This is a genomic window from Kingella negevensis, from assembly GCF_030177895.1.
Taxonomy (GTDB): domain Bacteria; phylum Pseudomonadota; class Gammaproteobacteria; order Burkholderiales; family Neisseriaceae; genus Kingella_C; species Kingella_C negevensis.
In genome coordinates this window covers 1,334,126-1,359,315 of record NZ_CP123448.1, presented here as the reverse complement: position 1 = coordinate 1,359,315, position 25,190 = coordinate 1,334,126, and the positions used below count along the sequence as shown (strand labels likewise).

27 protein-coding genes and 1 tRNA gene are annotated in these 25,190 nt (G+C 44.8%); 11 read left to right on the top strand and 17 right to left on the bottom strand.

Features of this window, described 5'->3' with window-relative positions; translation table 11 throughout:
- The 3 genes from QEO93_RS07495 to QEO93_RS07485 all read right to left on the bottom strand — a co-directional run bounded on the left by QEO93_RS07495 (nucleotide 1) and on the right by QEO93_RS07485 (nucleotide 3,357).
- Complete coding sequence (locus QEO93_RS07495; protein ID WP_032136535.1) at nucleotides 1–960, bottom strand: bile acid:sodium symporter family protein; 960 nt, start codon at nucleotides 958–960, stop codon at nucleotides 1–3.
- A gap of 119 nt (nucleotides 961–1,079) precedes the next feature.
- Nucleotides 1,080–1,155: transfer RNA gene (locus QEO93_RS07490), tRNA-Lys, on the bottom strand.
- Between the two features lie 159 nt (nucleotides 1,156–1,314).
- Entirely contained in the window at nucleotides 1,315–3,357 is a 2,043-nt protein-coding gene (locus tag QEO93_RS07485; RefSeq protein ID WP_085815697.1) for a M3 family metallopeptidase, read from the bottom strand.
- Between the two features lie 194 nt (nucleotides 3,358–3,551).
- On the opposite strand from QEO93_RS07485, the gene QEO93_RS07480 reads away from it, so the two are divergent.
- Complete coding sequence (locus QEO93_RS07480) at nucleotides 3,552–3,851, top strand: DUF2818 family protein (RefSeq protein ID WP_085815696.1); 300 nt, start codon at nucleotides 3,552–3,554, stop codon at nucleotides 3,849–3,851.
- 285 nt (nucleotides 3,852–4,136) lie between these two features.
- A complete protein-coding gene (locus tag QEO93_RS07475) occupies nucleotides 4,137–4,607 on the top strand; it encodes a pilin (protein ID WP_085815695.1) in 471 nt (156 codons plus the stop codon).
- Between the two features lie 132 nt (nucleotides 4,608–4,739).
- Here the strand turns inward: QEO93_RS07475 and QEO93_RS07470 are convergent, their stop codons facing one another.
- Nucleotides 4,740–6,950, bottom strand: a complete 2,211-nt coding sequence (locus QEO93_RS07470; RefSeq protein ID WP_085815694.1) for a UvrD-helicase domain-containing protein — start codon at nucleotides 6,948–6,950, stop codon at nucleotides 4,740–4,742.
- A gap of 276 nt (nucleotides 6,951–7,226) precedes the next feature.
- Here QEO93_RS07470 and QEO93_RS07465 point away from each other — a divergent pair, with 276 nt between their 5' ends.
- Both QEO93_RS07465 and QEO93_RS07460 read left to right on the top strand, forming a co-directional pair.
- Entirely contained in the window at nucleotides 7,227–7,436 is a 210-nt protein-coding gene (locus QEO93_RS07465) for a (2Fe-2S)-binding protein (protein WP_032136540.1), read from the top strand.
- A 402-nt stretch (nucleotides 7,437–7,838) separates the two neighbouring features.
- Complete coding sequence (locus QEO93_RS07460; RefSeq protein WP_032136541.1) at nucleotides 7,839–8,639, top strand: DUF4198 domain-containing protein; 801 nt, start codon at nucleotides 7,839–7,841, stop codon at nucleotides 8,637–8,639.
- A gap of 144 nt (nucleotides 8,640–8,783) precedes the next feature.
- Here QEO93_RS07460 and QEO93_RS07455 read toward each other — a convergent pair whose 3' ends face one another.
- Nucleotides 8,784–9,023 (bottom strand): hypothetical protein, encoded by a 240-nt coding sequence (locus QEO93_RS07455; protein WP_085815693.1) that lies wholly within the window; start codon nucleotides 9,021–9,023, stop codon nucleotides 8,784–8,786.
- A gap of 155 nt (nucleotides 9,024–9,178) precedes the next feature.
- The gene (murJ, locus tag QEO93_RS07450; protein WP_085815742.1) at nucleotides 9,179–10,720 is read right to left on the bottom strand and encodes a murein biosynthesis integral membrane protein MurJ; all 1,542 of its coding nucleotides are present in this window, start codon (nucleotides 10,718–10,720) and stop codon (nucleotides 9,179–9,181) included.
- A gap of 127 nt (nucleotides 10,721–10,847) precedes the next feature.
- On the opposite strand from murJ, the gene pyrH reads away from it, so the two are divergent.
- The 5 genes from pyrH to frr all read left to right on the top strand — a co-directional run bounded on the left by pyrH (nucleotide 10,848) and on the right by frr (nucleotide 15,871).
- Nucleotides 10,848–11,564 carry a UMP kinase gene (gene pyrH, locus QEO93_RS07445; protein WP_032136543.1) on the top strand — a complete coding sequence of 239 codons (717 nt, stop codon included), beginning with the start codon at nucleotides 10,848–10,850 and terminating at the stop codon, nucleotides 11,562–11,564.
- A 181-nt stretch (nucleotides 11,565–11,745) separates the two neighbouring features.
- On the top strand, nucleotides 11,746–12,726 hold the full coding sequence (locus tag QEO93_RS07440) for a glycosyltransferase family 4 protein (protein WP_044250017.1): 981 nt from the start codon (nucleotides 11,746–11,748) through the stop codon (nucleotides 12,724–12,726).
- Entirely contained in the window at nucleotides 12,726–14,393 is a 1,668-nt protein-coding gene (locus tag QEO93_RS07435) for a capsular polysaccharide export protein, LipB/KpsS family (RefSeq protein WP_085815692.1), read from the top strand. Before QEO93_RS07440 ends, QEO93_RS07435 begins: the two co-directional genes overlap by 1 nt.
- A gap of 6 nt (nucleotides 14,394–14,399) precedes the next feature.
- Nucleotides 14,400–15,068, top strand: coding sequence for a CatB-related O-acetyltransferase (locus QEO93_RS11695; protein ID WP_081906830.1), 669 nt, complete (start codon nucleotides 14,400–14,402; stop codon nucleotides 15,066–15,068).
- A 245-nt stretch (nucleotides 15,069–15,313) separates the two neighbouring features.
- A complete protein-coding gene (gene frr / locus QEO93_RS07425) occupies nucleotides 15,314–15,871 on the top strand; it encodes a ribosome recycling factor (RefSeq protein ID WP_032136545.1) in 558 nt (185 codons plus the stop codon).
- 50 nt (nucleotides 15,872–15,921) lie between these two features.
- Here the strand turns inward: frr and QEO93_RS07420 are convergent, their stop codons facing one another.
- Nucleotides 15,922–16,848, bottom strand: a complete 927-nt coding sequence (locus QEO93_RS07420; protein ID WP_032136546.1) for a LysR family transcriptional regulator — start codon at nucleotides 16,846–16,848, stop codon at nucleotides 15,922–15,924.
- 195 nt (nucleotides 16,849–17,043) lie between these two features.
- Here QEO93_RS07420 and QEO93_RS07415 point away from each other — a divergent pair, with 195 nt between their 5' ends.
- Together QEO93_RS07415 and QEO93_RS07410 are read left to right on the top strand one after the other, a co-directional pair.
- The gene (locus tag QEO93_RS07415) at nucleotides 17,044–17,283 is read left to right on the top strand and encodes a hypothetical protein (RefSeq protein ID WP_032136547.1); all 240 of its coding nucleotides are present in this window, start codon (nucleotides 17,044–17,046) and stop codon (nucleotides 17,281–17,283) included.
- A gap of 105 nt (nucleotides 17,284–17,388) precedes the next feature.
- Entirely contained in the window at nucleotides 17,389–18,024 is a 636-nt protein-coding gene (locus tag QEO93_RS07410) for an isochorismatase family protein (RefSeq protein ID WP_032136548.1), read from the top strand.
- Nucleotides 18,025–18,062: 38 nt separating this feature from the next.
- Here QEO93_RS07410 and azu read toward each other — a convergent pair whose 3' ends face one another.
- From azu to QEO93_RS07360, 10 genes are all read right to left on the bottom strand, one after another.
- Nucleotides 18,063–18,626: an azurin gene (gene azu / locus QEO93_RS07405; protein WP_032136549.1), complete on the bottom strand. Its 564-nt coding sequence runs from the start codon at nucleotides 18,624–18,626 to the stop codon at nucleotides 18,063–18,065.
- Between the two features lie 130 nt (nucleotides 18,627–18,756).
- Complete coding sequence (locus QEO93_RS07400; RefSeq protein ID WP_032136550.1) at nucleotides 18,757–19,173, bottom strand: DciA family protein; 417 nt, start codon at nucleotides 19,171–19,173, stop codon at nucleotides 18,757–18,759.
- Nucleotides 19,174–19,226: 53 nt separating this feature from the next.
- The gene (locus QEO93_RS07395) at nucleotides 19,227–19,877 is read right to left on the bottom strand and encodes an ABC transporter ATP-binding protein (protein WP_085815691.1); all 651 of its coding nucleotides are present in this window, start codon (nucleotides 19,875–19,877) and stop codon (nucleotides 19,227–19,229) included.
- A complete protein-coding gene (locus QEO93_RS07390) occupies nucleotides 19,874–20,671 on the bottom strand; it encodes an ABC transporter permease (protein ID WP_085815741.1) in 798 nt (265 codons plus the stop codon). Before QEO93_RS07390 ends, QEO93_RS07395 begins: the two co-directional genes overlap by 4 nt.
- A 380-nt stretch (nucleotides 20,672–21,051) precedes the next feature.
- Nucleotides 21,052–22,239 (bottom strand): capsule biosynthesis protein, encoded by a 1,188-nt coding sequence (locus QEO93_RS07385; protein ID WP_081906838.1) that lies wholly within the window; start codon nucleotides 22,237–22,239, stop codon nucleotides 21,052–21,054.
- Between the two features lie 77 nt (nucleotides 22,240–22,316).
- On the bottom strand, nucleotides 22,317–23,522 hold the full coding sequence (locus tag QEO93_RS07380; protein WP_044250019.1) for a polysaccharide biosynthesis/export family protein: 1,206 nt from the start codon (nucleotides 23,520–23,522) through the stop codon (nucleotides 22,317–22,319).
- A gap of 138 nt (nucleotides 23,523–23,660) precedes the next feature.
- Nucleotides 23,661–23,816 carry a 50S ribosomal protein L33 gene (gene rpmG / locus QEO93_RS07375; protein ID WP_032136552.1) on the bottom strand — a complete coding sequence of 52 codons (156 nt, stop codon included), beginning with the start codon at nucleotides 23,814–23,816 and terminating at the stop codon, nucleotides 23,661–23,663.
- An 18-nt stretch (nucleotides 23,817–23,834) separates the two neighbouring features.
- Nucleotides 23,835–24,071 (bottom strand): 50S ribosomal protein L28, encoded by a 237-nt coding sequence (rpmB, locus tag QEO93_RS07370; RefSeq protein WP_032136553.1) that lies wholly within the window; start codon nucleotides 24,069–24,071, stop codon nucleotides 23,835–23,837.
- Between the two features lie 202 nt (nucleotides 24,072–24,273).
- The gene (locus QEO93_RS07365; RefSeq protein WP_032136554.1) at nucleotides 24,274–24,747 is read right to left on the bottom strand and encodes a CYTH domain-containing protein; all 474 of its coding nucleotides are present in this window, start codon (nucleotides 24,745–24,747) and stop codon (nucleotides 24,274–24,276) included.
- Nucleotides 24,748–24,761: 14 nt separating this feature from the next.
- Nucleotides 24,762–25,175 carry a CopD family protein gene (locus tag QEO93_RS07360; protein WP_032136555.1) on the bottom strand — a complete coding sequence of 138 codons (414 nt, stop codon included), beginning with the start codon at nucleotides 25,173–25,175 and terminating at the stop codon, nucleotides 24,762–24,764.
- Nucleotides 25,176–25,190 lie beyond the last annotated feature (15 nt).

The window sequence follows — 25,190 nt, the reverse complement described above, 5'->3', positions numbered from 1 at the left end:
TCACTCAGCTTGTTTCGCTTGCTCTTTTTTTTCTGCTTTTGCCGCCCAATAAGCCGCCAAGATTGAGCCAGAAATATTGTGCCACACGCTAAACAACGCACTCGGCACAGCCACCACAGGCGCAGCAGCAAAATGTGTCGCTGCCAATGCCGCGCCCAAACCTGAGTTTTGCATACCCACTTCAATCGCCAGCGTTTTTTGCGCATCGTAAGGCAGTTTCAAGAAACGCGATGCCCAGAAACCTAGCAAATAACCCAAGCCGTTATGCAAAATCACCAAGCCCAAAATCATCAAGCCGTTTTCCAAAATTCTGTCGCGACTTGCACCCACAATCGCCGCAATAATCAACACAATCGTCACCACGGAAACCAATGGCAAGGCTTCTGCTGCCGCTTCGGTTTGCTTTTTGAAGAACGTATGCGCCAATACGCCTAACACAATCGGCAATAAAACCATTTGCGCGATAGACACAAACATGGCAGATGCGGAAATTTCTAACCATTGGTGCGCCAACAAATAGAAAATAGCAGGCGTTGCTAATGGCGCTAGCAATGTGGAAACGGAAGTTACTGCTACGGATAATGCTACGTTGCCACGGGCTAAATAAGTAATCACGTTGGAGGCTGTTCCTCCTGGGCAGCAGCCAACTAGTATCACACCTATGGCAATTTCTGGCGGCAAATTAAACGCTTTCGCCAAGATAAATGCTGTGGTGGGCATAATCACAAACTGCACAATCACACCAATCAACACGGCTTTGGGGTGTGTGCCAATAATTTTGAAGTCGGACGGGGTGAGCGTTAAGCCCATACCAAACATAATTACGCCCAGCAAATAGGGGACGATTTTCAGCACCCATTTAAATGTTTCGGGAGAAAACAAGCCAGCCAGCGCGAATAAAGTTGCCCAAAGTGCAAACGTTTTGCAGACAAAGTGGCTGATTTTGTGTAACGCATTCATGTTGTGTGTAACCTTGTAACAAAAGGGAACAAGGATACTGGTTTTAGGTTAGCTGCACAATATTTGCAGCCTGAAACGCAAAAAAACCAAGTTTCAAAAGAAACTTGGTTTTTTAAATTTGGTGGGTCGTGAGCGATTCGAACGCTCGACCAACGGATTAAAAGTCCGCTGCTCTACCGACTGAGCTAACGACCCGAAAGACCGACATAATATAGAACAAACTAAAAACCGTCAAGCATTGTTGCAAAATAATTTTTAAAAATTAGCTATATTGTTGAATTTTAAAATTCTATTTATATCGGAAATTATTAATATCGAGACACATCTAAAACAAAGACATCAATCAACCCAAAATCAATTCACATCAAACCCCGAATGACGCAACAACGCCTCAATACTCGGTTCACGCCCACGGAACGCCTTAAAATTCTCCATCGCGCTACGACTGCCGCCCATGCCAATGATTTCATTCCAAAAATGCGTCCCCATTGCCCGAACATCATCGCTTTCCTCAAACGCCGCATAAGCGTCCGCGCTCAACACCTCCGCCCACGCATAACTATAATAGCCAGCCGAATAGCCCCCAGCAAAAATATGCCCAAAACCATTCGCAAAACGATTATATTCAGGCGGTTGCACCACAGCCACTTCCGCGCGAACCGCTTGCAACACGTCCGCCCAATTTTTCAGGCTGCCTGAATCACTCTCGCTGTAAATCAACATATCAAACAGCGCAAATTCCATTTGGCGCACCAAGAACATACCGCGCTGAAAATTCTTCGCCGCCAACATTTTGTTAAACAAACTTTCAGGCAGCGTCTCGCCGTTGTCTTCATGCGCCGACATCTCACGCAGCACATCAAATTCCCACACAAAATTTTCCATAAACTGGCTCGGCAATTCTACTGCGTCCCACTCCACGCCATTGATACCGCTCACGCCCAATTCATCAATCTTCGTCAGCAAATGATGCAAGCCATGCCCCGTTTCATGGAACAACGTAATGATTTCATCATGCGACAAACGTGCTTCCTTGCCATTCACAGGCGGCGTGAAATTGCAGACTAAATAAGCCGTTGGCGTTTGAATTTGACCTTTCAGGCTGCCTGAAAGATAACGGCGGCGACCACGATAATCATTCATCCACGCACCGCCACGCTTGCCCTCACGCGCATACAAATCCATATACACCGCGCCGATGATTTCCCCATTTTTCTCCAGCTCAAAATAACGCACATCATCATGCCAAACAGGCACAGACTTCTCAATCAAATGAACATCATACAAACGCTCAATTTGCGCAAACAAACCAGCCAACACCTTGCTCACAGGGAAATATTTTTTCACTTCCGTTTCCGAAAACGCATATTTCGCCTCACGCAATTTCTCGCTCGCATAACTCAAATCCCAAGACTGAATTTCAGGCAGCCTCAATTTTTCCGCCGCAAACGCGCGAACTTCCGCCAAATCTTTCTCCGCGAATGGTTTAGCGCGTTTCGCCAAATCGCGTAAAAAATCCAACACTTGCGCAGGCGTTTCCGCCATTTTCGTTACCAGCGACAATTCTGCATAATTTTCATAGCCCAACAAATTCGCTTCTTGCAGCGCAATTTCCAACGTGCGATTGATAATCGGCGTGTTATCCCATTCCGCCTTGCCCAGCTCACTCGCGCGAGTGCAATACGCACGGTAAAGCTGTTCGCGCAACTCACGATTATCCGCATATTGCATCACGGCGATGTAATGCGGCATCTGCAAACCGACTTTATAGCCCGACTTGCCCTCAGCTTGCGCGGCAGCCTGAAACATCGCCAATGCATCATCAGGCAAACCTTGCAGGCTGCTTTCATCGTCAAAATACAGCGCGAAAGCGTCCGTTGCGTCCAACACATTTTGCGAAAACTGCGCCGATAATTGCGCCGATTCCGTTTGTAATTGCGCGAATATCGCTTGGTTTTCAGGCGACAATTCTGCACCGCTCAACATGAAACCGCGCAAATCATGCGCCAATTTGGTTTGTTGTGCTGGGCTTAATTGCGCGTATTCAGGCGCATTTTTAATGGCTTTGAAACGCGCGTAAAGTTCAATATCTTGCCCGATTTCGCTGAAAAATACGGTAACTTCAGGCATCATTTCATTGTATGCTGCGCGAAGTTCGGGCGTGTCTACCACGCTGTTTAAATGTGCCACCACGCCCCAAATTCTGCCGACACGTTCTGTGATGTCGGTTAAGCGTTCTACGGTGTTGAGCCATGTGGTTTCAGGCTGCGCTTTGATTTGCGCGATTTGCTCACGCGCTTCGGTCATCACGGTTTGTAGCGCGGGTTTGATATCGTCCACGAGAATGGCGCGGTAATCAGGTTCATGTGCGAGATTGAGTAGAGTGTCGTTTTGCATGGTAGTCTTTCGTTGTTGAAAATAGATTGCGTTTAGATGGGGTGGTTTTGGGGAAAAACAAGTTTTCAGGCTGCGTTTATGTTGGCGAGCCACCGACGCTCCAAATAAAAATATGCAGCCTGAAAGATTTTCCTTGCATCTTGCCAACTTCCGCTAAAATACCCCAATCGAAATACATATATTAAAGATAAATCATGACTGCACCAATGTATACCTTATTACTGCTCACTTTTATCATTGCCAATTTTCCGTTTCTCACCCCGCGCGGTTTTGGCGTGATACCCCTCAAACGCAAAACACCTTTGCACCATTTAGCTGAACTTGCACTGGGTTATCTGATGATTGGCGGCATCGCTTATATATTAGAGAACCGTTCAGGCAGCATTCACGCGCAAACGTGGCAATTTTATGCAATCACGATTAGTTTATATTTGGTTTTTGCATTTCCTGCTTATGTGTGGCGCTATTTTTGGCAAGCGCGAAACCGAGAATAATCGATTTTTAAGGTTTTCAGGCTGCAAAGCCCGTTTAATCTGACAAAATACGGCAGCCTGAAAACTGAAAATTGTGTAAAATAGATGTTTGTGTCATTGATGAAAAATGTCAGATTTTAAAAATTATTTAAAAATCAGATATTTTGATAACATTGTGCAACTGGCACCGCCTATGCTCAATAACAATCACACAAGGCACTTACCCCACAATCTACAGCACGTAAGGTAAGCGCATATTCATTAACCCCATGTGCTGATTTAATTTATATCTTGGAGATAAAACACATGAAAACTATGCAAAAAGGTTTCACATTGATCGAGTTGATGATTGTAATCGCTATTATCGGTATTTTGGCTGCTATCGCATTGCCTATGTACCAAGACTACATCACTAAATCACAAGTTACTCGTGCTTACTCAGAATTGAAAAACGCAGTTCGCTTGGCTGACGTTGAGTTGTTCGAAGGTCGCGTTCCTAGCTTGAAAGATAGCGACCCTGGTTACATCGGTGTTACTTCTAATGGTTCTAACTTGGGTACTTTGAAAGCTGATTTGAAAGCTACTGGTTCTGGTACTTTGGTTTACACATTCGTATCTGGTGGCAAGAAAAATGCTAACTCAGCTTTGAATGGCTCTACTTTGACTATGACTCGTAAAGTTACTGGTGAATGGACATGTACTGCTAGCCAAAAAACAAGCGGTTTCAAAGCTAAATTCTTGCCAGCTGAATGCACAGGTACTCCTGCAGCTGCATAAGGTTAAACCTAAACAAGGTACTTCTAACTAGTTAGTTTAACTAATTATGTAAAACGCCCTGTGGTCTACGCCGCAGGGCATTTTTGCATTTGTGTATTTTTCAGGCTGCAAAATCATCGCAGCCTGAAATGCTCACACCTTCTCCAATTTCGCCACCGCACTATCCAATTCTTTCATTCCCTGCGCCCCAAAATTAATCGTCAATTTCGCGCTTTTGCCTTTATCCAAAGCCGCCACAATCACACCCATGCCAAATTTCGCATGGTGCACATTATCGCCCAACTTAAAGCCATCATATTCACGCGTATTTTCCTGATAAATATCTTTTTCAGGCTGCAAATCACTTTTCAGGCTGCCTGAAAACGCAGAAACCGCTTTTTTCGGTGCAGACAAATACCGCAGCAAATCATCAGGAATTTCCTCCACAAATCGCGATTGAACCCCAAATTGCATACTGCCGTGAAGCATACGCTGCTGCGCCATCGTCAAATACAAACGCTTGCGCGCACGCGTAATCGCCACATACATCAAGCGGCGTTCTTCCTGCAAACCGCCACGCTCGTTCAAACTCAATTCGCTCGGGAAACGCCCTTCTTCCAATCCCGTCAAAAACACCACATCAAATTCCAAGCCTTTCGCCGCGTGAACTGTCATTAGTTGCACCGCTTCTTGTCCTTCGCCAGCCTGCATTTCGCCGCTTTCCAAAGATGCGTTGCTCAAAAATGCCAAAATCGCAAATTCAGGGCTGTCCGCTGCATTTTCAGGCAGCGTTTCAAACGTACTGTCTTCGGGTTTGAAAAAATGTGCCGCGTTAATCAGCTCGTCCAAGTTCTCCGTGCGCTCTTGTTCCGCCACTTGTTTTTGCGTTTGGTAATGGCGATACAAGCCCGACATATCCAGCACGTTTTGCAAAATATCAGGCAAAGTCAGCGTGCCAACTTGCTCGTGCAATGCGTCAATCAGTTGCACAAACGCGGCGATTTTGGCTGCTTTGCCGCCCATGCCACAAGTGGCTTGCCACAAAGACACGCCTTGTTCTAAAGCGGCAGCCTGAATGTTCTCAATCGAACGCGCACCAATGCCGCGCGGCGGAAAATTTATCACGCGCAACAAGGCGTTATCATCATCAGGGTTCACGGCTAAACGCAAATACGCCAGCGCGTGTTTGATTTCTTGGCGTTCATAAAATCGCAAGCCACCGTAGATTTTATACGGTATCGCAGCCTGAAAAAGTTGCTGCTCAATCACGCGAGACTGGGCGTTGCTGCGATACAAAACGGCGATTTGGCTCAACGGTACGTCTTCGCGTTTCAGGCTGCTGCATTCTTCTACGATGAAACTGGCTTCTTCTAAGTCGTTGTAGGCAGAGAGAAAACGGATTTTTTCGCCGTTTTCGGCTTCGGTGCGTAGGTTTTTGCCTAGCCGTTCTTCGTTGTTTTCAATCACTGCGTTGGCGGCGGCGAGAATATTGCCAACTGAGCGGTAGTTTTGCTCTAGCTTAATCGGTGCGGCGATGTGGTTTTCACGCAGAAAATCTGCCATGTTGCCTACGTTTGCGCCACGGAAACGGTAAATGGATTGGTCGTCATCGCCAACGGCAAAAATTGCGCTGTGTTCGCCTGCCATGAGTTTGAGCCATGCGAATTGGAGTTTGTTGGTGTCTTGAAATTCGTCCACCAAAATGTGCTTGAAACGCTGTTGGTAGTGGGTGCGTAACACTTCGTTGGCATTGAGAATTTCGTAGCTACGCAGCATGAGTTCGGCAAAATCAACTACGCCTTCGCGTTGGCAAATGGCTTCGTATTCGGCATAGCATTGAATCATGCGGTTTTCGTGCGGATTGTTGCTGTTCAGGCTGCCTGAACGTAAGCCGCTTTCTTTTTGGGCGTTGATGAAACCCATTAACACGCGTGGGGCTAGGGTTTCTTCGGCGATGTTCATTTGTTTGAGCATGCGCTTGATGAGGGTAAGTTGGTCGGCGGAATCTAGGATTTGGAAAGTTTGTGGCAAACCTGCGTCGCGGTAGTGCAGTCGCAAAAAACGGTGGCACAAGCCGTGGAATGTGCCGAGCCACATGGCGTTTAGATTGGTGGGCAGCATGGCACTCAGCCGTATTTTCATTTCTTTGGCGGCTTTGTTGGTGAAGGTTACCGCCATAATGCTGTGGACGTTTGCCATGCTGTTTTGCAAAAGCCATGCGATTCGGGTGGTCAGCACGCGTGTTTTGCCTGAACCTGCGCCTGCTAACACGAGTGCGGATTGCGGTGGGTAGGTAACGGCGGCGAGTTGCTCAGGGTTGAGATTGTTTAAGAGTGATGAGTGGGATTCTTGGGGTGCGAACATTTTTTGTGGGGACTTTCAGGCTGCGGTTATCTGTAGGGTGGGTTCTACCCACCAATTTGTTGAATAGATGAAAATTTTGGTGGGTTGAATCCACCCTACGGGATTTTCAGGCTGCGTTTTATGATATTTGCAGCCTGAAAAATAGGGTTGAATTGTAGGCGATTTTTACGGCTGGGGAAACGGCGCAAATTCTTATTGCAAACTTAAATGAATGCTATTATCATTCGGAATCGTATCAATACTAATTCTCAATAATATTTGAACAAGGAACACATCATGTTTGTTTGCATTTGTAACGCGATTTCTGACCGCAAAATTCAAGAGGCTGTAGCCGCAGGTGCATCATCATTAACGGATTTAAAAAATCAGCTGGGTGTGGCAACTTGCTGCGGCAGTTGTGCTGATTTGGCTAGCTCTTATCTGAAAGCCAGCCTTGCTGCGAATACGGCAACTTCTGTTGTTTCATCAATTACAGTGAAACATTAAATATTAAATATTCGTATGCTTATGTAAATTTAGTGTATAATTTCCTTACTGTTTTTTCATTGACATATTTCTTTCCTTTATCAAGATTTTCAGGCTACTTTTTTAGGTAGCCTTTTTTTTGTGAGTTAAATGGGTTGCATGGCTAACGACCATTTTTTGGCTTGTATCATTTCATAATATAGTATAGTGGATTCAATTCAAATTAGGACAAGGCGACAACGCCCGTCGTGTACGCGTGGTACATAAGGGCGTTGGTAACGCTGTACTAGTTTGAAGTGAATTCACTATAAATTCAAAATAAAATAGTGCAATTTTAATTTTATACAGAATGTAAAAATCACTTTACAAAATTTATGTTACACCATAACATAGCAACCCTAATAGCAAGGGAGATTTTAAAACATGAAAAAAACATTGTTGGCAGTATTATTGTGCGCGGCGACTTTTTCTGCACAAGCACACCGCGTTTGGGTTTCTACCGACCACACGCACGGCGGCGAAATTCTAAAAGCGGAATTGGGCTACGGCGAATTTCCAGAATTTGAGCCAATCGCTAAAGAACGCTTGAATATCTTTAAACCGTTACAACTGATTACGGAAAAAGGCAAACAAAATTTGCTACAAAAAGGCATGCACAATTATCAATATCAAAGTGCAAAGCCTGTGGCTGAGGGCAGCTATTTAGTTGTGGCGGAATATCAGCCAACATTCTGGTCAAAAAACGCTTCAGGCTGGAAACGTGAAAGCATGGAGCAAATGAAAGACGCGACATACTGCGAACAAACACGTATGTACGGCAAAAATATTGTGAACGTGGGGCATGACAGCGCGGACACGGCTGTGATTACCAAACAAGTGGGGCAAATGTTGGAAATTGTGCCGCTAGACAATCCAGCCAATATTCACGTTGGCGAACCGTTTAAAGTGAAAGTGTTGCTCAATGGCGAACCGTTGCCAAACGTAACCTTAACCGCCACTTTTGACGGTTTTGATAACAGCGACCGCAGTAAAACGCACAAAGTGGAAGCTCAAGCGTTTTCAGACACTACGGCTGATGATGGCACAGTTTCCATCATTCCGTTGCGACAAGGTTTCTGGAAAGCGAATGTGGAACACAAATCAGATTATCCAGACCAAAAAGTTTGTCAAAAAATTGCAAATTACACGACTTTGACTTTCCAAGTGGGGCATAGTCATCATTAATGAATAATTATAGGGGAGCGAACGTTTCCAGTTGCCGGTAAACGTTTAAGCAGCCTGAAAAGTGATTTTCAGGCTGCTTTTTTGCGTGAAAAAACCAGTTTGACTGAATCAAACTGGTTTTGCTTACTTTCTGATATTTTTTTATTAGTGGTCGCTGCCCATGCGTTCTTTTACTTCTAAATTAGCTTTTGTTGTTTCGCCAACGTAAACCAATTTTTGTGCATCGTCGTTTTTGTGCGTGAATGCTGATTGGTTTGCTGAAGTGGCCTGCAATGCTGGGATTTCATTGTGGTCTGGTACTTGACGGTTGTAATGGTCAATATCGCGAGCCATTGCAGAAGTAGAGATAACAGTTGCCAATGCGATAAGTGCTAATTTTTTCATTTCGTTTTCCTTGTTTGGATAATTTGTTAAAGTGAGTGCAGTATAAATTTTTGCTCAAGATGAATAAATAGCAATTTTATTGAATAAGTTTTTACTACTAGTTAATAATTAAAATTAAAAAATTCAGGCTGCGAACCTAATCGCAGCCTGAAAACTTAATGCGCTTCACTACGCTTAAACTCACGCGGACGCATACCGCAGCCAATCAGCGTCCCAAAATACAACACCATTGCCAACACAATCAGCCCAAACAAAATCGCTGCACGATGATGACCTCTCAACGAAGCCCAGTTCACGTTCGCAAAATATTGCGTTGCCCACAAACCGCCAGCCATCACCGCCAATGCTGCAAACACGCGCAACAAAAACTTCTGCCACCCAGCTTTCGGCTGATAAATCCCATGAATCCGCAACATCGCAAACAGCAACCCAGCGTTCACACACGCCCCCAAAGCCACCGCCAACGCCAGCCCAACGTGCTGCATTTTCCACACCAAAACCAAGTTAAATAACTGCGTGCACACCAGCGAAATAATCGCAATTTTCGCAGGCGTTTTCACATTTTTGCGCGCGTAAAACCCCGGCGCAAAAATCTTCACCATCATCATCGCAGGCAAACCCACCGCCGCCGCAATCAACGCATACTGAATCATCTGCGCGTCATGCACCGACACTTCGCGGTACATAAATAGCGTCGCCACCAACGGATAACCGACCACCATCAGCCCCACCGCCGCAGGCAAAATCAGCACCAAACACAAGCGCAAACCCCAGTCCAGCAACGCAGAAAATTCCTGTGCATTATCCGCCGCAGCGTGTTTGGACAAACTCGGCAGCAAAATCGTTCCCAAAGCCGCACCAATCACGCCCGAAGGCAGCTCAATCAAACGGTCAGAATAATACAGCCAAGACACGCTGCCCACCGCTAAATAAGATGCGAAAGTCGTATTGATAACCAGCGAAATCTGCGCCACGGAAGAGCCGATAATGGACGGAATCATCTGTTTCATCACACGGTTTACTGCCATATCGTGAAAACTCAGTTTTGGCAGCCTGAAAAATCCCAGCTTGTATAACCACGGCAACTGAAACCCCAGTTGCAGCAAACCGCCAACCAACACCGCCCAAGCCATCGCCATAATCGGTGGATTGAAAAACGGCGTGAGAAACAGCGCAAACACAATAAACGATACATTCAGCAACACAGGCGTGAACGCAGGAATGGAAAATTTATTGTACGTATTCAAGATACTGCCCACAAAAGACGACAGCGAAATCAGCAAAATATATGGAAAAATAATCGGCAACAACGCTACCGCAATATCAAAGCGCGTGCCGTCTTTCGCAAAACCGCTTGCCGTTGCCCAAATTACAGCAGGCGCGGCAAACACGCCAATCGCCGTGATGATGAACAGCGCAAACGTCAGCATACCTGCCACGTGTTGCACGAATAATCGCGTTTCTTCGTCCGATTTGTTTTGTTTGTAGTCCGCCAACATCGGCACAAATGCTTGTGAAAACGCGCCTTCTGCAAAAATACGGCGCAATAAATTAGGCAGCCTGAAAGCCACCACAAACGCGTCCATCGCCGCGCCTGCGCCAAAATATCGCGCCACAATCGCATCGCGGATAAACCCCATAATGCGTGAAAGCATGGTCATGCTGCTCAATCGCGCCAAAACCGAAAGTAAATTCATAATCAAAGAGAAACGGTTGCAAAGGCGCGAAGTGTACACGTTTTCAGGCTGCATTTCATCATTCAGGCAGCCTGAAAACGTGTATAATCCGCCCCCGAATTAACCCAACAGTAGCAAAGGCAAAATAATGGAAAATGTGAAATATAAACGTGTGTTGTTGAAATTATCAGGCGAATCTTTGATGGGCGAAGACGCTTTTGGTATCAACCGCAAAACGATTATGAAAATTGTGGCGCAAGTGAAAGAAATTGCGGACATGGGCGTACAAGTAGGTATTGTGGTTGGCGGCGGCAACATTTTCCGTGGTGTGTCTTCACAAGCTGGCAGCATGGACAGAGCAACGGCGGATTACATGGGCATGATGGCGACTGTGATGAACGCGTTGGCATTGAAAGACGCTTTTGAAAGCGCAGGTGCAAAAGCGCGTGTGCAAACGGCATTGCAAATGCAACAAGTGGCGGAAATGTACGCACGTCCGAAAGCCATTCAATATATGGAAGAGGGCAAAATTGTGATTTTCGCTGGCGGCACAGGCAATCCATTCTTCACAACCGACACGGCGGCGGCATTGCGCGGCGCGGAAATGTGCTGTGAAGTAATGTTGAAAGCGACAAACGTGGACGGCGTTTACACGGCTGACCCGAAAAAAGACCCATCTGCAACACGTTATCAATCGGTTACGTTTGATGAAGCGATTCAGAAAAAATTGAAAGTGATGGATACAACAGCGTTCACGTTGTGCCAAGAACGTCATTTGAATATTGTGGTGTTCAGTATCCATAAAGAAGGTGCGTTGAAAGACGTGGTTCTGGGTAAAGACGAAGGTACTTTGGTACACAATTAAATATTCATGCAGCCTGAAAGTGATTTTCAGGCTGCATTATTTTAAATAGCGAAAATACAACATGATTGTTTTTATATTGAAATATGAAAAATTAGTCTGAAACACAGTCTGAAAATAAACCAATCTCTGTTATAATTTTTCAAAAATTCCCAGCATCTTGATTTGATTTAAGCGAAACAACATGGAAACCGAACAAACCCCTAGCGTCCCACAACCCAAAAAAATCATCAATCATGTAATGTCGCGCGATATTGCAAGCGGCATTTTCTCCGCGATTGTGGATTACTTCACGCAATTTGGTTCAGAAGAATTTGACCATATCGTCAGCGTAACACCGTTGCCAAATGCTGCGGTTTATCATTATCACCGCCCCCATTTGGAAGAGCAACTGCTTCCCAATTCCGTTTGCACCGTTCATCACGATTTGAACGACCCCGACCCTTGGCATGCCAAATTTCGTTTTATTCCGCGCTATATGGAATCCGCAGGTATTGTTTGCTTAAATCATTCACAAAAAGAAGTTTTAATTCAACAAGGTTTGCAGCTTGAAAGGTTATTTGTTGTGCCGCATGGCTACAACGACTCTGTGTTGCAATACCACCCCAAAGCGCGCGACAAAGAAAAAATCACATTCGGCATCGCATCACGCCGTTATGGTCGCCGCGTGAAAGGCGAAGCGTATTTGCTGGAACTCGCCAAACGCCTAGACCCTGATTATTTTGATTTCATCTTTGTTGGCAAAGACCGCACATTCAGTGCAATTGCCATGCGTGAACTCGGCTACGAAGCCAAAGCCTATGAACGCTTGCCCTATCGCATGTTCCAAAGTTTTTATGATGAAATTGACGTGTTGCTGATGTGCAGCAGCCACGAAGGCGGCCCAGCTAATATTCCAGAAGCTTTGGCAACAGGTACCCCGATTTTCTCGTCCAAACTCGGCATTCCAAAAGACGTGATTCAAGATGGCGAAAACGGCTTGTTCTTAACATTAGACGCTGATGCGGACGCGGAACGAATCCACGAAATTTGTATTGATGACCCAGCACAATTTCAAGTTATTTTGGACAATGCCCACACGCTGCCTGAATTGGCGATTACTTGGCAACAAAGCGTGGAAGGCAACTTAGCGGTTTACCGTAAAATCATTGCGGGAGAGATTTAATGGCGTTATCTATTTTGGTTGCAGATTCGCTGCACATTAACCAACGAAATTTTGGTTCGTTCTTCACATTTGTTGAACAACAAAAAGCCACCGTGCATTTTGAAGACAGCCATAAAGATTGGATTGCCCTTTATGGCGTGTATGACAGCAAATTGCCTTTGCTGAGTGAAAAAATTGAAGTGTTGTCTCATTTAAATCAAGCAGAATTGTTTGAATTTAAAATTCACGAAATCAATTTATTTGAAACCAGTCGTGCCGAATTATTGGCATATGTTTCTGTGAAAGATACTTGGTACAACGAAGCCTATCCCACCACGTTAGCGGGCGTGGTTGAAAAATTATACAAACGCAATCGCACCGAATTACTGCAAAACATGGCAGCCGCTTGGTATTGGGTGGATTTTTGGAAAAAACGACTAGCAGAATTTAAGCAATTTTCACATTGCTGCGTATTTTCAGGCAGCCTGATTTATCAAAAATCACTGATTTCCCTGCTCAAATACACCCCCACCAAAGTGATAGTAATGGAGAGCCTGTTCACAGGTAACGAATATTATTGCGAAGAACGCTATTCAGGCATTGCCAATAATTGCGACATCAAGCACAAAGCCGTTTACCAAAGCTATCAGAAAAAACTGGAAAAAGGCGATTTGTACGACAAAGAGCGCACCAAAGCGATTAACAAGTTCTTGATGATGAAAAACAAGAATGTGCAACAGCCAGCGTATTCCGAACTAATTGAATTTGATGAAAACAACCCAACCGTAGCCATTATCGGGCAAGTGGTGAACGATTTTTCTGTGTTGGAATACCGCAATTTAGGCATTTCCACCATTCAGGTTTACAAAGAATTGCTGGTAAAACTCACATCAGCAGGCTTTAACGTGGTGTTGAAAACCCACCCATGGGAAGAAAAGAAAACCAATATCCGCACATCGCTCACAAAAGATGTGTTGATGAAATTCGTCAGCACCCTAACCCCAGAATTGCAAAACCGCATTGTGATTGTGGACCATTACTCAATCAAACAATTGTTCAACCAAGCCACTTATATCTTGGGCTTGAACTCGCAAGGTTTGCTGGAAGCTGCCTTTGAAGGCTTGAAACCCATTCAGCTCGGCAATGCGTTTTATGGTAAAAAAGGCTTCACGCACGATTACGGCATCACGCAAATCGACCAATTGGTTTGCGATTTAATCGATAACAAACTCAACGGCATTTTGTCGCTGAAAGAATTGGACTTGTTTGAAGAATTTATTACGATTTTGCTGCAAAAACACACCGTTTCTATTCACAATTCAGGTTTGCTCAATCTGCGCCATATCTTTGAACCTGTGAATATCATTCCATTGGTTGAACCGCCAGCCGTGAAAACCAAACCGAATGCCACAGGTGAAATACATCTCAGGCAAGTGGAAAAGATAAAACCTATTGTGAGCGCCAACATCGGTCCCGTTCAAGTGCAAACAGGTTTAAGCAACTTGCCTGCCCCGATGACCAGCAGCTGCACATTAATCAAAATTTCAGAAAACGTGTCGCTGGTTTTGAACGGCAACGTAAGCAATCGCAAAATGCGTAAATTGGTAAACAATCCACGCCTATTCTTTGCCGATTCTAAACATTTATCGGTACGACTGTTGCAGTATTTATTCAAGCATAAATGGTAGATTGATATGCCGAAACGACAATACATTAAAAGAGCAGACACCACTTTAGAAGAAGTGTTTGCCAAAGGTGGACGCATTGCCAAATCCACCTATCTCGCACCCACCGTGCGCTTTGAACACCCTGTTGATATTGCAGACAATTCCACCATTTATGGCAATGTGAGCATTGGGCAATTTTCCTATCTAAACGTAGGCTGCGTGGTGTATTCCAATGTGAGTATTGGCAGATTTTGCTCGATTGGGCGTTCTGTGGAAATTGGTTTGGCTTCGCACCCAATGGAATATTTAAGTACACACCCATTTGTTACGTCCAATTCCCTGTTTACGCGCTATCCTGAATATTCCGAGATTCAGCGCAAAAAATGGCAATTTCATCAATCCGTCAGTATTGGTAACGATGTGTGGATTGGCGCAAAAGCCATGATTTTGAACGGCGTGAATGTGGGCGATGGCGCAGTGATTGCCGCAGGCGCAGTGGTTACCAAAGATGTGCCACCTTATGCTGTGGTAGCTGGTGTGCCAGCGCGTGTCATGCGAATGCGTTTTGATGACAAAACCATTGAGCAATTGCTGGCATTGAAATGGTGGGATTTACCCCTGTCTGAACTGAAAAAGCTACCGTTTGATGATATTCAGCAGTGTATTGAGGTAATGAAAGCATGCACGTCTAAATAACGCAGCCTGAAAAATAATTAGGGCGTGTGGGCAATTTCATTCGAGTGCTGGATTTTTTAGCGCAAATACGCAAATACAAGGCGAAAATACAAGCAAGGTTGAACACCTTACGCGTATTTTCAACGCAGTAGTCGCGTATTTGCGCTAAAAAGACACCGCGACATGAAATGTCCACATACCCTAACTCTGTTATAATTTTGTTTTTTATTTTCAGGCAGCCTGAAAACCATTTTAAAGAGAGAAACATGATTAACGACATTCAAAAATCAGCAGAAAGCAAAATGCAACGCTCATTAGAAGTGTTGAAAGAAAACTTGGCAAAAGTGCGCACAGGTCGCGCGCACACAGGTTTGTTAGACCAAGTTACTGTGGAATACTGGGGCAGCGAAGTGCCAGTGAGCCAAGTGGGTAACGTAACTTTGTTGGACGCACGCACGATTGGCGTGAAACCATTTGAAAGCAATATGGCTGCGAAAATTGAAAAAGCCATTCGCGATTCAAACTTGGGCTTGAACCCATCATCAGTAGGCGATTTGATTCGCGTGCCAATGCCAATGCTGACCGAAGAACGCCGCAAAGACTTGATTAAAGTGGTGCGTGGCGAAACGGAAGACGGTCGCGTTTCAATCCGCAACGTGCGCCGTGATGCGAATGATCACATCAAAAAATTGTTGAAAGACAAAGAAATTTCTGAAGATGATGCACGTCGTGCAGAAGAAAACATCCAAAAATTGACGGATAAAACGATTGCTGAAGTGGATAAAATTTTGGCAGCCAAAGAAGAAGATTTGATGGCGATTTAATTCGTACAATATAAAAGCAGCCTGAGAAATAGTTTTCAGGCTGCTTTCTGTTATTTTAATACGCTCAAACCAGACAAATTCGCAAAACTTTCGCTGCGAATAATCTCACAAAAATCATTCAAATACGCCAAATCTTTGTCTTCTTCGCGCATGGCTGCATAGAGTTTGCTTTGCAGCGAATGCTCTGTGATTTTGCGTTCAACCACATAATTTTTCTCAACATACGGCATAACCGCCCAATGCGGCAAAGTGGCAATCCCTCGGCGGCTGGCGACCAGTTGCACAATCGCAATCGTTAGTTCGCTGTTGCGGCGAGTAGGGTGGATATTTTTCGGGAACAAGACTTTGCGTAGCAAGTCCAGCATATCATCTGGCACGGGGTAGGTTATCAAGGTTTCATGGATAAAGTCTTCAGGCTGCCAAACCAGTTTTTGCGCTAAAGGGTGGTCTGGGGCGCAAATGCCGACCATTTCATAGGAAAACAGGGGTTGATACACAATGCCTGCTTGCGGTGTGTCTTCGGAAACAATGGCTAAATCGGCGCGATTGGTCAGCAATAAACCCACTGGGTCGGCTTGAAAACCTGACACAATGTCTAATTCCACTTGTTGCCATTGCGGGCGAAACACGCCCATGGCGGGCATGAGCCAATCAAAACAGGTGTGGCATTCTACGGCTAAACGCAGTTCGCCTGCCTCGCCTTGCACGATTTGCATTAAATCGCGTTCTGCGTGGGCAACGCGGGGCAATAGTTCGCGCCCTAATTTGAGCAATCGTTCGCCTGCTGGTGTGAAACGAATGGGAGTGGATTTGCGTTCAAATAAGGGCGTGCCGAAATAGGTTTCTAATACGCGAATTTGGTGGGATAGGGCGGATTGTGTGAGAAATACGCGTTCTGCTGCCAAGGATACGCTGCCTGTTTCTTCTAATGCTAATAGGGTGCGTAAGTGGCGGAGTTCAATAATGCTGTTGTCCATGAGGCGAAATCTTGTAGTGATTAAGTGTTTTATCTTAAAAGAATTTTGGCAGCCTGAAAAGTGGATAGGGACTTTCAGGCTGCAATTATTAACTTTTGGTAAAAACTGATTCAATTAAATGGCTATTTATTCATCTTGGGTAAAGCACTATACTGCATTCACTTTAACAAATTACTCCAAACAAGGAAAAACAAAATGAAAAAATTAGCACTTATCGCATTGGCAACTGTTATCTCTACTTCTGCAATGGCTCGCGATATTGACCATTACAACCGTCAAGTACCAGACCACAATGAAATCCCAGCATTGCAAGCGACTTCTGCCAACCAATCTGCTTTCACACATAAAAACGACGATGCACAAAAATTGGTTTATGTTGGTGAACAAACAAAAGCTAACTTGGTTGTGAAAGAGCGCATGGGTAGCGACCATTAATTTGGTTATGATGAGAAACTCGCTTTATTTAAAGCGGGTTTTTCGTTTTCAGGCTGCGTGATAAAATTTCAGCTTGTATAAACCTCACTTTTCCCAGTAATTGCTATGATTATTTCCCTTGATATTGATGCTCAAAAAACTTTTACGCCACTTTGCCCCGATGAATTGCCTGTGATTGACGGGCATTTGATTGTTGATGAGCTGAACGCGCAGGCAAAATTGGCGCAGTTTCGCGTGATGAGTAAGGACGCGCACAGTCCGTTAGCTCGCTGGTTGTGTGCAAATCAAGACGAACAGTTACAGGAAACGGGTTTACCCAATGCGCGGGAAACTTGGGTGTCTCATGCGATGGTCGGCAGCATGGGTTTTGAGTTGCTGGACGGTTTGCCTGCGGTTACGGAATATGATTATTGTGTGTGGAAAGGGGTGGAATTGGATATGCACCCGTATGGCGCGTGTTTCCATGATTTGCAGGAAAAGCTCAGCACAGGGCTGATTGAGTGGCTAAAAGTGAAAGGCGCGACCACGCTGATTGTGGGCGGTTTAGCAACCGATTATTGCGTGAAGAAAACGGTTTTGCAGTTGCTCAAAAATGGTGATTGGCAGGTGATTGTGAACCGCGCAGCATGCCGTGGCATTGAGCACGAAACAGTGGCGATGGCTTGGCGTGAGATGTTGGAAGCTGGCGCGATTGTGTTGAATAACACGGCGGAAATTGTGGAATATTTGGATTCTCTATAAAGAAAGCAGCCTGAAAAGTTTTCAGGCTGCTTTTTGTTTTAATCAACTAAAGTTACTTTGCCGTTCATTAATGAAGAATGACCTGGGAATGTGCAGTAGAAATCGTATGCTTCGCCTTTGGCTAATTTAGCTGGGTTCAAGGTTACGCTGGTTTCTTCGCCGCCGCCAATGATTTTAGTTGCTGCAATCACGCGTTCATCGTTTGGTTTCACGTAATTAGTTTGGCTTGCTGATGAGCCGTCTGAAACAACGCCGTCTTTATCTGCTGTTTTGCTGATAACGATGTTGTGTCCCATGGCAGCGGCTGGGGCTTTACCTGTGTGTTTTAGGGTGATGGTGAATTGTTGGCAGCTTGATTTAACGGCGATTTCTTTTGTGTCAAATTGCATAGCGTCGTTGCTGTTGACTACGACTGAGCAATCGCTGGTTGCGGCTGCTGGCGTTGAAGAAGTGGCTGCTGATACTTCTGCTGCTGGGGCTACTTCTGAAGCGGCTGGTGCGCTGGCTTCTGCTGGCACAGGAGATGTTTCTGGTGCTGGTTTATCGCCACATGCACTCAAGGCTAAAGTTGCGGCTGTCATCAAAGCTAAATAACGTTTCATTATCATTTCCTTCTGTTAGGTTAGTCAAATATTTGCAATAGATGCGTGTTTTAAAACGGTATCATTATGCGCTGATACAGGGGACTGTTATTTTGATTCACGTCAAACTTTTTGATATTTTCAGGCTGCGTTAGCGGTTGTGTTCAACTAATTTTTGTATGGCTTGGGCAAGTTCTGGGTGATGACTGAGTTGCTGGGCGGTTTGTTCAAAATAGCTGAGTGATTTGGGGCTGATGTGGAAATTTTTGGGTGGCGTAGGTGCGGTGTTTTTGGGGCGATTTTTGATTTGGATTTTGCCGATTTGCTGGTTGATTTTTTGGATTTGGGGCAACAAAGTAGGCATGAGCATTTTGAGGCGTGAAGCTGCCATGGGTGCGCTGGCGTGAATAATCAGCGTGTCTTGCTCAATACAAACGATGTGAAAATGGGGGTGCAAGTTGGCTGGCAATAGGCGTTTGATTTGGGTGTCTAGCTGCTGCCAATAGCGGGAAAGTTGTAGTAGGTTATTGAGCTGGGGATTGTGGCTGGCGATTTTGTCTAGTTGCATGGTCGATTATATAAATGCAGCCTGAAAAATGGTTTTCAGGCTGCGTTTTGTGTTTACAGTTTGGAATGATAGAACGCGTATGCATCGTCCATGTTTTCAAATTGGTGCATATGCCCTTCGTCTAAAACCATGGCGTTGTTGCAGTATTCTTTCATGGCGTGATGGCTGTGCGATACAAGAATGATGGAACGGTCTTTGCGGCGTTCAAACAGTTCGTATTTACACTTGGCGGCAAAACGGGAATCGCCCACGGCAATCACTTCGTCAATCAGATAGCAGTCAAATTCTACGGCTAATGAGAGTGCGAAGGCTAACCGTGCTTTCATACCTGAGGAATAGCGTTTTACGGGTTCGTTTAGGTAGCTGCCGAGTTCGGAAAACTCTTCGGTGAAGTCGCAAACGTAGTCAATATCTACGTTGTAAATGCGGCAGATGAAACGAAGATTGTCCATGCCTGTTAAGCTGCCTTGAAACGCGCCTGAAAAGGCGAGCGGCCATGAAATGCTCATGGTGTGGCGGATTTCGCCTTCTGTTGGGGGTTCTACGCCGCTAATCAGGCGAATGAGTGTGGATTTACCTGCGCCATTTCGTCCTAAAATGCCGATTTTATCGCCTTTTTGCATGGAGAAATTGATGTCGTTTAGGACGGTTTTCATGCCGTTTCGGGTGGGATAGCGTTTGCTGACGTGGTCTACAATAATCATTCAGGTTCTACTCCTTTGCTGAAGTTATTGACGAGGACTAAACCTAGCCAGAGCAAAATGAGATTGGATAATAATAGGTAATAGGGGTTTTCGTGCGTGATGGCTGATGCGCCAAAATAGCCGTGGCGAAACATTTCTGTACCGTGAACCATGGGTATTTTGAGCATTAAATCACGTGCTTGTTGCGGCAGGGTATGCACGAAAAATAATGTACCTGATATAGGCATCAGTACAAAACTAACAGTCCCCCAAATTTTACCGAATACTTCAAATTTAAATGCAATAGAACAAATAATTAATCCAAGTGCAAAAGCAAAAATGGACATCTGTATCCATGCGAGCAACATATAGAACACATCTGCTGGGTAAGGAATCCAACCAATCAGGATTAACACGATGGTGATACCGATTTGTGCGATGGTCGCTCCAGCTACTTCTAATAGCATTCGAGCAAATATGGTATCTAATACGCGCACATTTCTGTGATACAGTAGGTTTTGGTTGGCAGAAATAGCCCCAATCGCACGGTTGGAAGCATTGCGCCACATCATCACCATGGGATAGCCTGTCAATGCAAAAGCGACAATATTCAATGATGAATACTGGTCGGCACGCATGAATTTCCACATGGCGACAATCATGGCAGTCATTGCTAATGGTTCAATAAACAGCCATAAAAAACCAATATTGGCACGACCATAACGCGTAATGATTTCGCGCATCAGCAGCGCACCGATTACGCGTTTTTGTATCATCAGGGATTCCCAAAATGATGTATTGTGCAGTTGTTTCACTGGTGTGTGGGACATAGGATTGGGCTTTTTAGAAGGCGGTGGTGCGGGTGTTTGATAACGCGGAGATTGTGTGATTCCTAGCCAATGCAGGGCTAATTTCATTTTCCACCGTTGCGTTTTATCCAGCACCACCTCTTGTAATAAAGGTTGTGAAGAATGCGAAGTATTTGAGAAAACAATGCGTGTGAAACGAGGTTTGCCCTTTTCAGGCAGCCTGAAAACTTGAGTTTTCTTTTTTTCAGGCTGCTTTTTTGGGGAAGTACGCCATACGTTTTTTACAGATTGTTGCAGGAAGACACACCATAATGCTAATTTCATGCCAACAATCTGTTTGAACGTAAGCAGTGATTTCTCCTCCGCAGCGTATGGCGGCTGTTTCATTAGTTTTTATGCTCTCTCACGCTGGCAGACAGTAAACTTAAAATGCCGTAAACCATCAAGCCGATAATAAAGGTGGCAACGATGTTATACAAACGATTAGGCAACTGTGGCATATCAGGTTTACTTGGGTGTGAAACCACTTCCAAGTAAAGTTGTTGGCGGTCTGCTTCAGATTTTGCCGTTTCCAATGAGCTAATCGCAATGGTTAATTGTTTTTCAGCCAATTCGTTATTTAAAACAAGGTGTTGATATTCTGCTGCTTTATTGGCGATAGATTTACCTGTCGCGCCCGTCATCATTTTGGTTTGACGCGCAATTTCTTTCAGCAAACTTTTTTCGCGTGTTTCCAAACCTGAAATTTGTGGGTTATCAGGCGTTACGGCGCGAACTTGGTCAAGCTGCGTTTGAATCGCAATCAATTCATCTTGCAGTTTAGACACCAACGACAATTGCATGCCCGACTGTTCTTTCAAATCCAACACGCCGTTAGTGGTGCGGAATTTCATCAATTCAGAAGAGGCTTCTTGCACTTTTTCTTGAGCTGTTTCAACCGCTTGTTCTGCAAACTTCACCGTATCTTTGCGAGCGCGTTCATTGATGCTGTTGATTAATGTTTCGCCTTTTTTCAACAAAGCTGCATTGATATTTTGCGATTCATCTGCACCAAACGATTGCACACGCAAAGTAGTAATCCCAGAAACAGAGTCCAAGTTAATGCCCAGTTTGCCGCGATAATATTGGTAAAACGCTTCTTCAGAGTTTTCCCAACCAAAGCCGTTGAAACGACTGAACGCATCGCCTTTTTGTTCGTAAAAATCGCGTACTTTCATGGTTTTAGACAATTCGTTCAGTGCGGTGCGAGAACGCATGTATTCTTGAACCGCATAAGAATCGTCTTGTGAGCGCGACATGCCGACGTTTTGGAATAGGGCTTCTAAACCTGAGCCACCAGAACGGTTGTTGGCAGAACGAACAATAAAGCTAGATTCGGAAACGTATTGGTCGGCAGCGATAAAGCCAAAATAAGTGATAGAGCAAACAGTTGGTAAAATCACGCTGACCCATAACAACCAGTTGAATGGTTTGGATTTTTTCACGGGTTTCTCAATCACAGGTTCAGGCGCAGGTGTTGGCAGAATTTTAGGCTGTTCTTCTTGTGCTACTGGATTTTCTTGATTTTCAGACATTTTTTTCGTTTCCTTTGCGGAAGCAATCATTTAAATATTCAGGCAGCCTGAAAAACTATTCAGGCAGCCTGAAAATATTAGTTGGTTAAATTATTCACACTATTCACACCGCTAACCACTGGCGAGAACAATAAGTGCAAGAATTTTTGCATTTCAGATGCAGGCGCATTCGCCACATAAATCACATCTTTATCATTCATTGCAAAGCGTTGTAACCAGAACATTGAGTGTGGTTCAGCTAAGTTTACACGGTAAACCACGGGAATATCCATCAAATCTGAATAGCCTTCATTACGCCACGCTATTTGTTCGGCTTCAGGCAAGCGGTTCAGTTTTTGATAACGGAATACAAACACGCCACGCGCGTCTGCACGTCCGTCCAGCAAGCCGCCAATTGCGCCCAATGCTTCGCTTAACTTCATGCCTTTTGCAGCAAAATTAACTTGTTGGTTTTTGCCCACAGCACCCAAAGCCGTAAAACTTAAAGGATTGGATTGCATGGTTAAAACATCGCCTGAACGCAACACGATGTTTTGTGTTGGGTCTGAAGTAACATTTTCCAGTGCAACAGTACGCATTTGGTTGCCGCGAGTCAGTTGCAATGAAATGTCTTGCACGCCGCTTTCCACGCCGCCCACTGCTGCCACTGCATCTAAAACGCGCTCACGGTGCGCAGTTAATGGCATGCGTACGCTTCTGCCTGCGCGAATCACGGTTGCGTTGGCTGAATTATTCTGCACGACACGCACTAAGGCTTGCGGTTGATGCGCTTTGCGGCTCAATCCTGACACGATTTGTGCTTGGATTTGTTGTGGTGTTTTGCCGCGCACGTTGATGTTTCCTAAAAAGGGAATGGAAATTGTGCCGTTTGACCCGACCATTTGTTCAGGCAAGCGCACGGTTTGAGAGGTGCCTGAACCTAATGAGTTAATTGCACCACCGAATAAAACGGCTGGTGGCGATTCCCAAAGTGTAATTTCTAATACGTCACCCATGCCGACAGAATCGGGATTTGAGGTTCTGCCGTCTGCTAAATCTGCTAAAGATTGGTTGGCTGTACCACGCGCTAAGTTTAGTGAAACTGCGTCATTCATGTCCACAATGGCTACTTTTGGTAAGGCTTCTGCGGTTTGTTCTGTTTCGGTTTGCACGGCTGGCTGCGTTGGCATTTTGCTTACGGTGCGTAAACTTGGGCCTGCTTTAGGCAAAGTAGGGCAGCCTGAAAGTATGCTGGTTGCCAGTAAAATGGCAAGTGGAAACGGGCGAATATTAGACAGTTTCATAACGGTTTGTTTGGGAAATAAAAATAAAATAGGGCGTATTCTATCATTGAATAATAGGGGAGTGGTTATATTTAAACTTTCAGGCTGCCTGAAAATAAAAAACCTCTGTATTAAATACAGAGGTTTGATAGATTGAAATTATTTCAATTTTGTTTCTTTATAGATAACGTGTTTGCGAGCAACTGGGTCAAATTTTTTGAGTTCCATTTTGCCAGGCATTGTACGTTTATTTTTAGTAGTGGTGTAGAAGTGACCAGTACCAGCAGATGATTCTAATTTGATTTTATCGCGCATGATTCAAATCCTTTATTATTAGATAGCTTCGCCGCGAGCACGCAAGTCAGCCAAAACAGCGTCGATGCCGTTTTTGTCGATTGTGCGCAATGCTGCGTTAGTTACACGGATGCGAACCCAACGGTTTTCGCTCTCTACCCAAAAACGACGTGATTGCAAGTTAGGCAAAAAGCGACGTTTGGTTTTGTTGTTGGCATGTGATACGTTGTTGCCAGACATTGGACGTTTGCCAGTTACTTTGCAAACTTTAGCCATGATTGGTCTCCAAACTTAATTAAAAATTAGTGAAAATTGAAAACGTGTTTTATATCATAAATCACGCAAATTGGGCAATCTTTACAGTGATTTAGCTGCATTTCAATGTGGATTGTCCCGTTGAAATGTGGCTTGAAGCAAACAAGTTTTGTCTGTAAAAACGAGCGATTATACAAGGTTTGTTGTTGTTATGCAAAGATTTTTATTGCTGCCATGTGCTATATGGATGTTTGCTTAAATAGGCGTTTGTGAAGCGTCCGTCTGATGTGATTTCTTCGCCTAGCCAATCGGGTGTGGGGTATTGGGTTTCTTCGCTGGATAGTTCGAGTTCTGCCAAAATCAAGGGGGCGTTGTCGCCAAAAAATTCGTCTATTTCAAATGTGAAACCGTTGTGTTGCACGAGATAGCGATCTTTTTGTACTTTGAACGGACAGAGTGTGGCAAGCATGGTTTGTGCGTCTGTGAGGGGAATGGGGTATTCAAATTCGCTGCGGCTCACGTCTGAAATGTAGCCTTTGATGGTGAGCCATGCTTGCTCGCCGATAATGCGGACGCGGATGGTGCGCTCTTTTTCTACGTTGATGTAGCCTTGTTGTAGGCTTTTGGGTGCGCTGGCGTGTTGTCGCCAGATGTCGTTTTTGATGAGAAAGCGACGTTCTATTTCGATGTTGGACATGGTTTCAGGCTGCCTTAAAAAGGTTTAAAAATAACGAGATATAGGGCAAATAATAAGGCGAATACGGGTAGTTCGTTGAAGACGCGATACCATTTGTGGCTTTTGGTGTTGGTGTGGTTGGTGAAGTCTTGCAGGATTTTGCGACACCATAGCTGGTAGCCGAGCAGCAGCAATCCTGCGAAGATTTTGCCGTGTACCCATGCGGGGAAACCGATTTGTGTGAGGGGCATGAGTATGCCGCAGATGAGTGCGCCAATGCCCCACGGGGTCATGAATTTGTAGAGTTTGGTTGCCATGAGTAGCAGGCGGTTGTATTCATCTGCTTGGTCGGTCATGGCGAGATTGACGTAGATTCGGGGTAGGTAGAATAGTCCTGCGAACCATGAAATGATGAAGAATATGTGGGCAAATTTGAGCCAAAGATACATTTTCAGGCTGCCTTA